Raw genomic sequence first — 14293 nt, forward strand, 5'->3', positions numbered from 1 at the left:
TTACTCACTTAATTTCCAATTGATGATGTATCAAAAAAATGTCTTAGTTCGAGTGCTGTGAATGGATTTTTTATTGTTTGTGAGAAATCCGGGCAATGCCGCTACTGGCTCCAGTGATCGCAATGACTTTATTTTCTACGTTTAACATGGTTATTTTTCCCTCTGTTGAGGTTGATTTAAATTTTGGATGTGTTCATCGTATGAGTAAGTACAAAGGTTTGGAATACACAGACCTCGCCCTTTATTGCCTAATTCTCCAAATCGATGTTCTACAATGCCTAGAAGAGGATGATTAAATTAATCGAAGAACATTGTGACAGTCATAAACCAAAGTGCGATCGCTTATCAATGTCAAGAATTGGCAGCACTAGTCACTCGTCACACCGATGGCAAAGGGGACGGTTTTCATAAAACAGCTATTGAGCAACTGGAATTTCAGCGAGAATCTTCTGCTTCCACCTCACTACAGGGTGTCTGCGAACCTATCTTTGCCATCTTAGTTCAGGGTAAAAAAGAAGCGTTGCTGGGTGAGGAAACCTATCGTTATGGCGCGGCTCAATACCTGGTAGTCTCGGTTGATTTGCCATTGAGCGCATTTATCGTTGAAGCAACCCCAGAGCAACCGTATTTAGGATTCAAGCTCAATCTAGATCCACGTCAACTCTGCGATATTATTACTGCTCAAACCAATCTGATTGAGGAGAAAAAGAACTCTGTCAGAGGCTTATTTGTCAGTACTGTCGATGCACCGTTGCTCGATTGCGCTATGAGACTGACATGGCTTTTGGATACGCCCCAGGATATCCCGATCCTTGCGCCGATGATTATCCGCGAAATTTATTATCGCCTTTTAATGGGTGAACAGAGCGAAGCTGTTCGTCAAATTGCAACATCTGGCAGCAATATGCAGCGCATCGCCGAGGTGATAAAACTCATCAAGGCTGATTTTACAAAGCCGATGAGGGTTGAGGAGCTAGCTGGGCAGGCAAGTATGTCTTCTTCATCTTTCCATCACCATTTCAAGAAAGTGACATCAATGAGTCCGCTTCAATATCAAAAGCAATTAAGACTGTTGGAAGCACGTCGCCTGATGCTTGCCGAAAACTCCGATGCGGCGAATGCTGCCTATCAGGTGGGTTATGAAAGCCCCTCACAGTTCAGCCGCGAATATTCCCGGATGTTCGGTGCGCCGCCGATCAGGGATATTGAACGTTTACGTACAGCCTAAGAGACGCGATAAATCGCCGTCAAGACAAGTGTTTTGGTCTTATGTGAACTGTATTGATAGCAGTGAGTCTTCTCCCTTTGGAAGCTTTGCATTGGCACAATTACTTACTTCAAAAATCTTCATCAAAATTCTATTCCGATATATCGTGATATATTCCGATATATCGTATATTAGAGAAAGTTGATTTGAGATTGATTTATGTTTAGACACTTTCGTTCACGCTTTGGTACACCTGTATGGGCAGGAGTTAACGAAGACGATTTCTTGCTTGTTAGGTCTTGGTTTGGGCATGGTAGGCATCATGGTAGAGATCATGACAAACACTTTGGTAATGAAATGTTTGGTCGTGGTTGGGGAGATGAACATCGGACTCGTCGGGGTGACATCAAGTTCATCCTGCTGGAATTGTTATCCGAGCATCCTAGTCATGGTTACGATCTGATTAAAGAGATGGAAACTCGTTATGGTGGTTTCCGTCGCCTCAGTCCTGGCTCAGTGTATCCAACACTCCAATTGCTGGAGGAAGGGGGTTATCTCAAGAGCGCCCAAGAAGGTGGCAAGCGGATTTACACGATTACCGATGAAGGTAGAAAATTATTGGCAGAACGTGCCCAACAAGAAACTTCTGATACTCCTTGGGATACCGTCAAAAGTTTCGTGAAAGGTAAGCCCCAAGAGTTTATTGAGTTGCGGAATGCTGCAACAGAATTAGCTGCTGTAGTGGTGCAGGTTGCTCGTAGTGGCAATGTGGAGCGCATAAATCGGGTACGTGAGCTTTTAGAGCAAGTTAAACGGGAAATTTACGCGATTTTGGCGGAAAAATAAGTAAAGATGCAAATTTCTGCATCTCTACTCTTAATATTCTCAGATTTTGCGTTTACAGGTTAGAAGCGATCGCATTTAAATCTGGCTCAATGAGTGAGTTAAGCAATGTCCACAACTGCAAATCAGTAAAATCTGGAATTGCCATAAATGCGCCGACTTCCTGCAAAACTTGCGGGTCGTGGGTAGAAGCGATGCCAATAGTGCGGATATCTGCGCCCACCGCCGCCCGAATACCAGAGGGAGAGTCTTCTAATGCGATCGCTTCCTCTGCTGAAATCACCAAGTTATTCAGGGCGGCTTGGTAGGGTGCAGGATCGGGTTTACCTGCTACACAATCATCCGCTAAAACAACTGTATGGAAAGCTTCTTTTATTCCCAATACCTCTAGCATAAATTCTGCATTTAATCTAGGTGCATTAGTTACTAATGCCCGCTTTAATTGATGTGTATCCGTCCATGCTATTAGCTCAGAAAATCCATCCAATGGTTTAAGATTGGAGGCGAGTTTGCGGAAAAACGCCTCTTTTTCGTCTGCAAATTTCTGCCCTTCTGTGGTTGATAATTGTGGCAAAATATCCTTAACAATTTCTGGATTTAGCCGCCCACTTATTCGGGATTTATAAAATGTTTCGTCAATTTCTATGCTGTAATTTAACAGCATTTCCTGCCAAGCTCGGTAGTGTATAGGGTCAGTATTGACAATAGTGCCATCGAGGTCAAAGAGAATTGCAGCCAGCATAATTTTTTGGTAAAATTTAAATAATTGTTAACTTAATTTAAATAGTTTACCAAAAAAATGTGACTAAGAGGATGTTTGAAAAGTTCTCTGGTCGGTATAAAAAGCTCTATATCCCTCTAAATCCTACTAAAAAAGGGGGAATTTGATTACGATTCCTGCTTTTTTAGTGGAGTTAGGGGGATCTAAAAGTGCCTATTTCAAACAACCTCTTAGGAAAATTCTCCATAGACTATGAAGGACTTAGTTAAACCGAAAAACTTTTCTTCATAAAGCTGTGCTTCGGGGAACATATTTAGAAATTGTCTCCGCCTCAGCAGCTTAATTGAAGTAGCGATGCTTTTAGCCTGCTGTTTATCAGCCACTTTGTCATACCATCCAAGAGCAAAATTGGTTAATAGCCATACCCGAAAATTTATTGGCATAAATTGAAATAAAGGAAAAACAAAGTGGGGTTCAATTGGAAAAAAAAGATTAGGTGTCTGAACAAAATATCTTTTTCCCACTCGCCTTATTTCAGTGGCCATTTGGTTCTGCATATCATAATCTCCTACATGTTCAATCACTGAATTTGAAAAAACTATATCAAACTCATTGGATTGAAAATTTACCATGTTTGTAGCATTCCCAATAACTTCCTTGATCTTTGGATGTGTTGAGCTTGTTTGGGTAAATTTTAAATTTAGTAGAGTAATCTCTACGTCTTTAATTTGTTCATTGAAAAAACCTAAATTCTCCCAAAAGCTTACTGTTCCTCCAACATCGAGTATTTTTATAGAAGAGGGAAGTGAGTCTAATATAGATGTGAACAAAGAGAAACGCTTCTTTCTCAGCTTACTTGCCCACGAGTTAGGAAGATTGGTGTCATATACGTGACGGATGAGTTTTTTCATTTCTACTTACCACAAAAATGATTTTATTGGGGTTCAGTCGGTATACCTGCAAAATCAGACACGCTGCAAAAGATTATTACAATAATTGTTTTCTTGGTTTTATAAGTTGCCCATAAGTAAGCTCTCAATCTGTATTTATGTAGAGTTACAGATATCTGTTTGATATCAAGTTTACCCAAAGGTATAAGATGTATAAAATGAATGTATAAAGTTTGACATTGTTACAAATATTTAAAAATTTTAGAGCATACTGCTGGATTTTGTATAAGTTTAAGCGGGCAGAATCGTACCAGCACATAAAAAACTATAAAATGGCAGTTAGTAATAAAAGTTAAAGCCCCTGTTCTTAGGAGCAGGATTTTTGTCCTAATGGTAGGGGTTAAATGAGTAATCTTACCGAAAGTTGCGCTAAGGCTATACTAGATTAGCCATGTCAATTCAGACAGTTAGACAAACTTCTGTATGATTGATAACCTTCTGTGTAAGCAAATGCTAGCCGCTACAAACTTTTTTCGCATTGATGATTTACTGGTGCAGATTTACAACTCTGAAGTCGAAATGGCCGAAGATGTTGCCGAAATCGCCCAAAAGCATTTACAGCAAGTTCTCAAACAACAGGATACAGCTGCTGTATTGTTAGCAACAGGTAACTCCCAACTCAAATTTCTCGATGCTTTGATTGCATTGGGTGGTGTAGATTGGTCAAGGATTATTCTGTTCCATCTCGATGAATATTTGGGAATTACTGCTGATCATTCTGCGAGTTTCCGGCGCTATATGCGAGAACGTGTAGAGAAGCGGGTTGTTCCTAAAGTATTTCACTATATAGAAGGTGATACACTGCAACCAGTAAACGAGTGCGATCGCTACACCAAACTATTGCAAGCACAACCAATAGACTTATGCTGTCTTGGTATTGGCGAAAATGGACATTTGGCTTTTAACGATCCAGCAGTAGCAAATTTTCAAGATCCTTACAGTGTAAAACTAGTGAAACTGGATACAGTGAACCGTCAGCAACAAGTAAGCACAGGTCACTTTCCTAATCTAGAAACTGTCCCACAATATGCTTTTACTGTCACCATCTCGGCGATTTGTTCAGCTAAAAAAATTATCTGTCTGGCTCCAGAAAAACGTAAAGCGAATGTGGTAAAAGAAATGTTGCAAGGAGCTATAAGTACAGATTGTCCGGCTTCTATTCTTCGTCAACAATCCCAAGCTACATTATTTTTGGATGTCAATTCTGCTAGTGGTCTGTCAAGTTTAAATTGATGGGTAAGCGAGTTCGTAGTGGGGACTTAAGTCCTTATTTTCCAAGCACTAAAGTGCTTACTACAAACCCTCAAAACTAGCTTGTCGTGAAGACGGATTAGGGACTAATTCTAGTGCTTACGTGAATGATAAGATATAATTCTACCAAATACGTACTGTTAGCAGTATTGACTGCTGCTATCAACAGAAAGTGCATCCCCCTGCTAGCACCAATCCCAAAAAACCCCAAGACCTTTTCTTAGTATGCGGACTCCAAAGTTTAGGACAACATTGTGTTGCAGTCCTAAAGGAATACGATGTTAAAGTTAACGCCATTGACGATGTACAACTCGAACATTGGGAAGTTCCAGAAGTACCAAGCTTACTAGAAAAGTTAATCATCGGAGACTGCCGCCAACCAAGTGTTTTAGAGCAGGCAGGTATAAAGCAATGTCGCTCAATACTTTTAGTCACAAGAAATGAGCGGATAAATATAGAAGCAGCGTTTGCAGCACGGCGACTTAATCCGCACGTTCGGCTGATTGTACGTTCTGACAAACAAAACTTCAACAAACTTTTGTCCGAAAATTTAGGCAATTTTGTTGCCTTTGAGCCTACCCATCTCTCTGCTCATGCCTTTGCTTTAGCATCTCTTGGATCTGAAGCGATCGGTTACTTTACTTTAGAAGGACAACTATTGCAAGTAATCAAGCACCAAGTACAAGCAAAGGATAGCTGGTGCAATGGCAAACCAGTACATAGACTAAATCTCACAACTCGCCGCATTTTGAGTCACACAACCGTTTCATCCGATCCCCTCAAAGAATTGTTTGGATGGAACCCAGAAGCAGAAGTGCAGGTAGGAGACACACTCGTTTACATTGATGTTGCATACGAACTGGCTTTTTCTGAGCAATATACAAATAAATCTCATCGCCAAAGTTGGCAGTGGCAAGAGTTTCTTCAAGGCATCACAGCGAAGAATTTTAAGCAAAAAATATTACAATTTTGGCAATCTTACTACCAAAGCCAAAATCAAATTCGGCGAATTGCAACAATTTATGGGATTACCGTACTTATTCTGTGGTTCGTTGGAATAATTCTTTACCGCTTGTATTATCCTGACATCACCCTGCAAGAAGCTTTCTATGCAACAGCAGTGTTGCTCTTGGGAGGATACGGAGATTTATTTGGCGGTGTCGAATTTAGATCTCAATCTGAACCCTCAGATCATATCCCTTGGTGGTTGCGGTTCTTTAGCCTGGGACTTACATTGATAGGTCAAGCTTTTGTGGGAGTATTATACGCACTGGTAACTGATGCTCTTGTCACTTCCAGATTCCAGTTTTTCAAGTCTCGCCCTCCCATACCACAACGCAACCATGTAGTAATTATTGGCTTAAATCGCTTGGGACAGAAAATTGCTGCTCTTTTGCAAGAACTCAATCAGCCATTAGTGGGAATTCATACTACCACTCTCGACCTAGGCACTTTACCAGATATGCCCCTGATTATTGGCAATGCTACCGAAGCACTGGCTAAGGTAAATCTCTCCCGTGCTAAAAGCATTGTTTTAGTGGGGGACGATAATATGGAAAACCTAGAAATTGGTTTGATGGCTCATACAATAAACCCTGCCACAAGCTTGATTATCCGCTCTCAAGATCGCCATTTTAGTGATAATATCGCCCCTCTGTTTCCCTATGCCCAAGTTCTATGTGGCGCGGCTTTATCGGCAGAAGTCTTTGCTTGTGCTGCCTTTGGGGAAAATGTTTTGAGCTTGTTTCACTTGAGTGAGCAAATAGTCATGGTGACGGAGTACAAGATTGAAGAAGGTGATACCCTGAATGGATTGCTTCTATCTGAAATAGCATCTGGCTATAGTGTTGTGCCGATTCTATATCATAAATATCGGCGAGACAATTATTCATTGATGCCTTGGTATGATGTTAAGCTCTATGCTGGCGATCGCTTGATTGTTTTAGCCACGAGCAGTAGTTTGCAGCGAATCGAATGGGGTGAAATGCTGCCTCGCCTTTGGCAGGTGGAGATCGAGAAAGCTCTGACTACAAATGCTATTATCTATGGCGCTGAAGAAATAGTCTTGATTACAGGATGTAGTTTGGCCACTGCTAGGCAGTGGATGAACAATTTGCCTGGAGTATTGCCAATACCACTTTATAAACATCAAGCTCAACGTCTGGTGCGAGCGCTAACAAAAATTCAAGTTTTGGCAAATGTAATCTTCATTGGGCAAGACAGTAGTTCGACTTGAGCAAACTGGGATGTAATTATAGGGGCACAATATATGGCTATTGTGCCCCTACTGGTTTAATCTGAAGTTGACAAAAATAACGGTTGTACGATTTCTAGAATGTGGTGAATACTATCTAGGACGAGTACCAGTTACTTCATTAGGATCGCTATAAGCCCGGACTTTATCACGATTACGAGCCAGACCTGCTAAACCAGCTAGACCAAGTAAACCTAGCCAACCCCAATCGAAACCGCGATCGCTAGTTCTTTCGGAAGTTGTAACACCTGCATTCCTGTTAGTACCTGTAGTGTCAGTACCTGAGCTAGTACCTGTTGTACCAGTGCCTGTGGTATCAGTACCTGAGCCAGTACCCGTAGTTCCAGAACCTGTAGCATCAGTACCTGAGCCAGTGCCTGTAGTTCCAGTACCTAAACCAGTGCCTGTGGCATCAGAACCTGAGCCAGTACCCGTAGTTCCAGTACCTGAGCCAGTACCCGTAGTTCCAGTACCTGAGCCAGTGCCTGTAGTTCCAGTACCTAAGCCAGAACCTGAACCAGTGCCTGTAGTTCCAGTACCTAAGCCAGAACCTGAGCCAGTGCCTGTAGTTCCAGTACCTAAGTCAGAACCTGAGCCAGTGCCTGTAGTTCCAGTACCCGTAGTTCCAGAACCTGAGCCAGTGCCTGTAGTTCCAGTACCTAAACCAGAACCTGAACCAGTGCCTGTAGTTCCAGAACCTAAGCCAGAACCTGAGTCAGTGCCTGTAGTTCCAGTACCTGAGCTAGTACCTGTAGTTCCAGAACCTGAACTACTGCCACTACTAGAACCTCCACTACCTGAGCCTCCGCTTTGGGCAAAAACAGAAGGAGGTAAGGATACAGAAGCGAAACTGATGGCAAAGGCAGCAGCTAGAACAGTTTTAGATAAATCAAAAGGCTTCATAGTCATAGTTCCGTTTATGTTTTAGATTTCTGTGGTTGATTGATGCTCAAAACTGATATTTTCTACTTAATCCAGTGCTAAGTTAGGTAACTTTTGACAACCAAGATAGATGCAGAAGTTTTTCACTTAGTTTGTGTTGGAAAAATTGAAAGCATTTGAAGCTCCCATAACACATAAATATTCGTCCGACTTAAACTAATTCATAATCAGTAATTACTTATTTATGACTAATAAGCTACAAGTAAATTCGCTTGCTCACAAAAAAACAAGGAATAAAAATTAATCTTACTGATGTAAAAATATTTATATTCACTTGCATTCTACTTTTTAATTACTTATTGTGAATTGTTTTTTCATTCCTAATTAATATAACAGCTAGTTTTTTCTCGCACTTCTACCATAGGAGTAAACCTACTTCTATCGCAGGCATTACTTTTACATTAATTAAATTTAGTCTGTGAAGATGAAAATAACGAACCGTTTTGCAGCTTACAATCCGATAAGCAGGACTCAAGATAATCACAATCTTCACACTGGATATATTTCCCTGGATTAGCACATCCACAGGCAGGGTTCACAAAACATTCAGAAGGATCTTGAGGTGTTCGAGATTTTTTGAATAGAAGGTATAAAGCTTCTTCTTGTAGACAAAAAATCAAATCTTTTAGCATAAACTTTCGTATCAATCTTAACAATTACAACGATTTTTAGATGACTTTATCTTTTTATCTTTTTATTTATTTATTTGTTTTTTAGTTATTTTTAAATTTATTTTTAAATATATATTATAAAGTTAAACAGCTAAATGCTCGCAAATAAATGTATAAAAGTATATTGAAAGCTACTCTTCAATATTATTCTACCTGAGAACTTATAACTTCCTACTATAGATGTATCTTATCCTAGACTTGAGGAATATTGTTTCACTATAATGAATGACTGATACAAATTCTTTATAATTCTCTGCTGGATATTTGTAGCAAAATTAAACGGCTCTCTTAGAGTGGTTATGATAGAACAATTATGAATAAAGGTTTATGTTAAAATTATTATGCTGCAAATAGGATAGATTATTCTCTCGCCAAAGTAATAGAAGAAGGATGTAGTTAGCTCGGTGAAGAACCACTATTTAGCTAAAATTTTAGGGGTTTCATCAATTTCGATAGCACCCCTAATTTAGGATAGAACTTTTACATAATTTTTTCTCTACTACAGCGCTTCCGGCTATTATGCAATAAGACTAAAAAGGCAAAACCCCTGTATTAATCCCCAGTCCCCAACAAATAAATCAACGTTTCTACTAGAACTTGATTTTGTTCATCTGTGCCAACAGTAATGCGTAATTTATCGTCTAGCCCAGGCTGCTTGAAGTAACGGATTAAAATTCCCTGTTCTTTCAGTTTTTGATAAAGATATTCCGCGTTTCTTTGTGGAGGCTGTACCAGCAAAAAGTTAGTTTGAGAATCCCAGATATGAAAATTTAATTGTTTCAAGTCTGTTGATAGCTGATTCCGTGATGCTTTAATCTTTGCCACACAAGCATTTTTATAAGCTTGATCGGTAATAGCAGCCGTGCCAATTGCACAAGCGATCGCATCAATGTTATAGCTATCCTTCACTTTAAACAATCCCTGCAACAGTTTAGGATTTGCCACTCCAAATCCCAATCGCAGTCCAGCCAACGAGTAGCCCTTAGAAAGTGTACGAATTATGATGACATTTTCGTATTCCTTTACCAAAGCCAACGCATTCTCTTCGGTAAAATCTATGTATGCTTCATCAATCACCAAAACTCCAGATAACTGGCTGGCTAATTGGCGCAGTTCGTTAGTTGCTACCAGATGCCCCGATGGACTATTCGGCGACGCAATGAATGTGACAGAACCATTGGCAGCAACCAGTTTTTCCACAGGTAAACTGTAGTCCTCGCTGTAGGAAATTTCAATAATTTCCGCAGCCTGCATTTCTGCTAATGTACGATATAGCACATAAGTTGGCATCGGATAAACTACCTTCTTTCCAGGTTCTGCACAGGCTCGAATTACTACGCTCAACAATTCGTCACTGCCATTTCCTACAATAATCCAATCGCTAGGAACTCCTAAAACTTTACTTGCGGCTTCTCGAAATTCCCCGCCGAAAGGTTCTGGATATCGCCGCAACCACTCCCCATCAATATTTTGCAGTACAGCTAGTGCCGCAGGGGAAGGAGGATAGGGGTTCTCGTTGCTGTTGAGTTTAATTATCTGTGTACCACGCTGGGGCTGCTCACCGGGAACATAGCTAGCCATTGCATCAACATTGGAGCGAAAGTAATTAGTCATAGGGCATTGGTTGTGTATCTTAAGCAAATTTCAACCCACAATTTCTGACGATATCGTTAGAAAATAGAACCAGGGAGCAAAGGAGCAAGAAAAGAATAACAATATCCAATGACAAATGACAAATGACAAATGACAAATGACAAATGACAAATCATCACCGATATATTATTTTTTACAAACCCTATGGCGTTCTCAGCCAATTTACAAAAGATGCTCCCACACATAGCACCCTGAAAGATTATATAGATGTACCTGATGTCTATCCTGTAGGACGCTTAGACTGGGATAGTGAAGGATTACTGCTGTTAACGAATGATGGACAATTGCAACATCGCCTTGCCCATCCGCGTTTTGGTCATAAACGTACTTACTGGGTACAGGTAGAGCGAATTCCAGATGAAGATGCGATCAAAAGGTTGCAAACAGGCGTAGAAATTCAAGATTACCGCACTCAACCAGCAAAAGTTAGGCTCTTATCAAAAGAGCCAGAGCTACCTGAACGCACGCCACCAATTAGATTTCGCAAAAATGTACCGACATCTTGGCTGGAAATGACTTTGACAGAGGGAAAAAACCGTCAAGTCCGGCGCATGACTGCGGCTGTTGGGTTTCCGACTTTGCGACTAGTTAGGGTCAGCATAGCCCACCTACGATTAGATGACTTACAATTGGGTCAATGGCGCGATCTCACCACATCTGAACTCCAATTTATCGTAAATTCAAGGGTTTAAGACCCCAACCATTACACGTAGTATCAGTTGAGTTGGGGTTTAAATCCCCGATTCCAACTGTCTTTAATTTTGAAGTAATGAGTAATAAGTAATGGGTATTACTTATTTATTTCTGTTTAGAGACGACAGGAAGAAGGCTAAGAAGCAAGAGGAGATCAGGGAATGAGAGGGAGAAGGGAGCAAGGAAAATAACCATACCCAATTCCCGATTTCCAATCTTTGCGATCGCTATCTTATTGAACACAGCTTAATATACATTGGTTTGATAGGAATACCGGAGTTTATAAAAAAACTTCTTGCGGGCTTTTGTAGAATATGTGATACTCTACATCTATAAATAAAGCACGGTAGTTCTATCGTTTTACCGTAGTTTAAAAGGACAGGATTCATGCAGCTACTATGGTTCATCCCAACCCACGGCGACGGACGTTACCTTGCAACTGCTACAGGTGGAAGGGCAGTAAGCTTTCCCTATCTGCGGCAGATTGCCCAAGCGGTGGATGACCTTGGTTATACAGGGGCATTGCTGCCCACAGGACGTTCTTGTGAAGATGCTTGGATTGTAGCGTCAACGCTGGTATCGCTGACACGGCAGATGCGTTTTTTGGTGGCGATTCGTCCCGGCTTGGTATCGCCTGGAGTAGCGGCGCGGATGGCGGCAACTTTTGATCGTCTCTCTGGAGGACGCTTGCTGATTAATGTCGTGACAGGAGGCGATCCCGTAGAGTTGGCGGGAGATGGCTTGCATTTGGATCACGATCAGCGCTATGAATTAACAGATGAATTTTTGACAGTATGGCGAGCGATCGCTAGTGGAGAACAAGCTAATCTTCAGGGCGATTATCTCAATATTCAAGATGGGAAACTACTCTTTCCACCTGTTCAGAAGCCATATCCACCTTTGTGGTTTGGCGGTTCCTCTCCTGTTGCTCAAAAAATTGCTGCCAAGCACGTAGATGTCTATCTAACTTGGGGCGAACCACCGGCGCAAGTAGCCGAGAAGATTGCATTAGTTCGCAGACTTGCAGAAACAGAAGGCCGGACTTTGCGGTTTGGGATTCGTTTACATGTGATTGTGCGCGAAACCGAGAGTGCGGCCTGGGATGCAGCCAATGATTTAATTAAATACGTCGATGACGAAGCGATCGCTAAAGCTCAAAAAGCTTATGCCCGGATGGATTCAGTTGGACAACAACGGATGACTCAATTACACCACGGGAATCGTGAGGCTTTAGAGATTAGTCCGAACCTATGGGCAGGAGTTGGTTTGGTGCGGGGTGGTGCGGGAACAGCCTTAGTAGGCGATCCTCAAACTGTAGCGGACAGAATGTTGGAATATGCAGATTTAGGTATTGAGTCCTTTATCCTCTCTGGTTATCCCCACCTAGAAGAAGCTTATCGAGTCGCAGAACTTCTATTTCCCCATTTGCCCTTAGAAAATCTGCCAGCAGTAGAGAAGCAACACGTCTTGAGTCCATTTGGCGAGATTGTGGCAAATGAAGATTTCCCTAAGCAGCATAAAGAGAAAGCCACATCCATATCCTAGTAAAGTTTAGGTTATTCCCAATTCCCAATTCCCCATTCCCCATTCCCATTTAATACATAGGAGTTTAATTGAATGACAAATATTTTAGCGATCGCAGGTAGTCCAACTCATCCATCTAGAACTTATGGTTTGGTAGAATACAGCGCCAAGCTTTTACAACAAGAAGGCTTGCATATAGACATTATTTCAGTTCGGGATTTACCTGCTGAAGATTTAGTTTTTGGACGATACGATAGCCCTGCTTTAGAACAGCCAAAAGCTTTATTAGCAAAGGCAGATGGTGTGATTATAGCCACCCCAATCTACAAAGCTGCTTACACAGGAGTGCTAAAAACATTTCTAGATTTGCTCCCACAAAAATCATTGACAGGTAAACCTGTATTACCAATTGCCCTTGGTGGAACGATCGCTCATTTATTGGCAATTGAATATGCCCTAAAACCTGTATTATCTGAATTAGGAGCGCGACATATCTTAGCTACTGTTTATGCAGTAGACAAACAAATTCAACGACAAGCTGATAACAGTGTCGTCTTAGATGAAGAAATTGATCAAAGGCTCAAAGATGTCCTCAAAGAATTTGTTAAAGCTGTAGCTTATGATGCCGCCGCGCCTCAAGAATTGGTTCATGCCAATTAAATAATCAAGTTTATACCAAGGTCAGAGCATCTCAATCAGGCTTGACACAAGGAATCGGAAGAATCTAATATTATCATGTCAATGAAACAACAACTGAGAACCCGGATCATATAATTGTTATCCATAGCGGTGCGTTTCATTTCTTACGGGGGGACAAAAAGGGCTAGGATGCAGATAAAATAAGCTTCATAGCCCTCTCTCCTTGCTGGTAGTATTTACGCTTATTATGATTTAGTCTCAATAATTCTGCGACTAACTCATAAGAATTTTCCATAAAATTGACCCAGCTAGCTCCATATAATCCAATATAAAAACTACTATGACGGCGAACTGTCCGCCCCAATTCTTTAATTCGACCGACATATTTTTAAACACCCATACGTTTAACTTTTTGACCAGATATAGTTGCGCTTGTATAGGCAAGCGAGATTAATAATATTAGGGAAATTAGCCGTTGACCTGATACATTAGTATCTTCCAAATTATAACCACCACTCTTAAAATCTCTAAACATTTCTACCCTTCGGGAACGCCAAGGGCGAACAATATCAAAGCGTTGTTTATAAGCCAATACGGTTCAGTTAAGGGCTACTGGCAAAATTTTGGGTTTTCGAGACGCGATAAATCGCCGTCTCTACAAGTGTTTTGGTCTTATCTGAACTGTATTGGTTTATAAGCAATAATCGCTGAATCTAAATCATCTAAGTTGGTAAGGATAAACCAACCCTCCTCTGGAGTAACTCCCAAACGTTTACGCTTCCATTTAGCAGCAAGATTAAAGCTAATAAATCCTGAAGCTGACTCCTGTTAGCGGATAGCTAAGGTTTAGCTCATTCTGACTTCTGAATTCTTCTTCAAAAAAAATGTAAAAAATTCTCGCCTAATAGCTCTTTTATCCTCAAGAAGTTTTTGCTACACAAGCGA

Annotated in this window: 11 protein-coding genes and 2 pseudogenes; 7 read left to right on the plus strand and 6 right to left on the minus strand. The window is 41.0% G+C overall.

Going from position 1 to position 14293, the window contains the following annotated elements; all coding sequences use genetic code 11:
* Nucleotides 1-313: 313 nt before the first annotated feature.
* Nucleotides 314-1228 carry an AraC family transcriptional regulator gene (locus tag V7K69_RS29905; protein WP_335041314.1) on the plus strand — a complete coding sequence of 305 codons (915 nt, stop codon included), beginning with the start codon at nt 314-316 and terminating at the stop codon, nt 1226-1228.
* Between the two features lie 198 nt (nt 1229-1426).
* On the plus strand, nt 1427-2053 hold the full coding sequence (locus V7K69_RS29910) for a PadR family transcriptional regulator (RefSeq protein WP_335041316.1): 627 nt from the start codon (nt 1427-1429) through the stop codon (nt 2051-2053).
* 52 nt (nt 2054-2105) lie between these two features.
* Here V7K69_RS29910 and V7K69_RS29915 read toward each other — a convergent pair whose 3' ends face one another.
* Together V7K69_RS29915 and V7K69_RS29920 are read right to left on the minus strand one after the other, a co-directional pair.
* Nucleotides 2106-2792, minus strand: coding sequence for an HAD family hydrolase (locus tag V7K69_RS29915; protein ID WP_335041318.1), 687 nt, complete (start codon nt 2790-2792; stop codon nt 2106-2108).
* A 209-nt stretch (nt 2793-3001) separates the two neighbouring features.
* The gene (locus V7K69_RS29920) at nt 3002-3682 is read right to left on the minus strand and encodes a methyltransferase domain-containing protein (RefSeq protein WP_335041320.1); all 681 of its coding nucleotides are present in this window, start codon (nt 3680-3682) and stop codon (nt 3002-3004) included.
* A gap of 489 nt (nt 3683-4171) precedes the next feature.
* Here V7K69_RS29920 and V7K69_RS29925 point away from each other — a divergent pair, with 489 nt between their 5' ends.
* Together V7K69_RS29925 and V7K69_RS29930 are read left to right on the plus strand one after the other, a co-directional pair.
* Nucleotides 4172-4954 (plus strand): glucosamine-6-phosphate deaminase, encoded by a 783-nt coding sequence (locus V7K69_RS29925; protein WP_335041430.1) that lies wholly within the window; start codon nt 4172-4174, stop codon nt 4952-4954.
* A 190-nt stretch (nt 4955-5144) separates the two neighbouring features.
* Nucleotides 5145-7208, plus strand: coding sequence for a potassium channel family protein (locus V7K69_RS29930; protein ID WP_335041322.1), 2064 nt, complete (start codon nt 5145-5147; stop codon nt 7206-7208).
* Nucleotides 7209-7319: 111 nt separating this feature from the next.
* On the opposite strand, the gene V7K69_RS29935 is transcribed toward V7K69_RS29930, so the two are convergent.
* Complete coding sequence (locus tag V7K69_RS29935) at nt 7320-8135, minus strand: WGxxGxxG family protein (RefSeq protein WP_335041324.1); 816 nt, start codon at nt 8133-8135, stop codon at nt 7320-7322.
* A 1256-nt stretch (nt 8136-9391) separates the two neighbouring features.
* Nucleotides 9392-10453: a histidinol-phosphate transaminase gene (gene hisC, locus V7K69_RS29940; RefSeq protein ID WP_335041326.1), complete on the minus strand. Its 1062-nt coding sequence runs from the start codon at nt 10451-10453 to the stop codon at nt 9392-9394.
* Nucleotides 10454-10596: 143 nt separating this feature from the next.
* Here hisC and V7K69_RS29945 point away from each other — a divergent pair, with 143 nt between their 5' ends.
* The 3 genes from V7K69_RS29945 to ssuE all read left to right on the plus strand — a co-directional run bounded on the left by V7K69_RS29945 (nt 10597) and on the right by ssuE (nt 13369).
* Entirely contained in the window at nt 10597-11184 is a 588-nt protein-coding gene (locus tag V7K69_RS29945) for an rRNA large subunit pseudouridine synthase E (RefSeq protein ID WP_335041328.1), read from the plus strand.
* Nucleotides 11185-11572: 388 nt separating this feature from the next.
* Nucleotides 11573-12730: an FMNH2-dependent alkanesulfonate monooxygenase gene (gene ssuD / locus V7K69_RS29950; RefSeq protein WP_335041329.1), complete on the plus strand. Its 1158-nt coding sequence runs from the start codon at nt 11573-11575 to the stop codon at nt 12728-12730.
* Between the two features lie 72 nt (nt 12731-12802).
* Nucleotides 12803-13369: an NADPH-dependent FMN reductase gene (ssuE, locus tag V7K69_RS29955; protein WP_335041331.1), complete on the plus strand. Its 567-nt coding sequence runs from the start codon at nt 12803-12805 to the stop codon at nt 13367-13369.
* A gap of 163 nt (nt 13370-13532) precedes the next feature.
* On the opposite strand, the pseudogene V7K69_RS29960 reads toward ssuE, so the two are convergent.
* Both V7K69_RS29960 and V7K69_RS29965 read right to left on the minus strand, forming a co-directional pair.
* Nucleotides 13533-13886: pseudogene (locus tag V7K69_RS29960) on the minus strand (IS4 family transposase); the annotation flags it as partial.
* Nucleotides 13887-14038: 152 nt separating this feature from the next.
* Nucleotides 14039-14161 (minus strand): annotated as a pseudogene (locus V7K69_RS29965) (IS4 family transposase); the annotation flags it as partial.
* Nucleotides 14162-14293 lie beyond the last annotated feature (132 nt).

Source organism: Nostoc sp. (assembly GCF_036917775.1).
Classification (GTDB): domain Bacteria; phylum Cyanobacteriota; class Cyanobacteriia; order Cyanobacteriales; family Nostocaceae; genus Nostoc.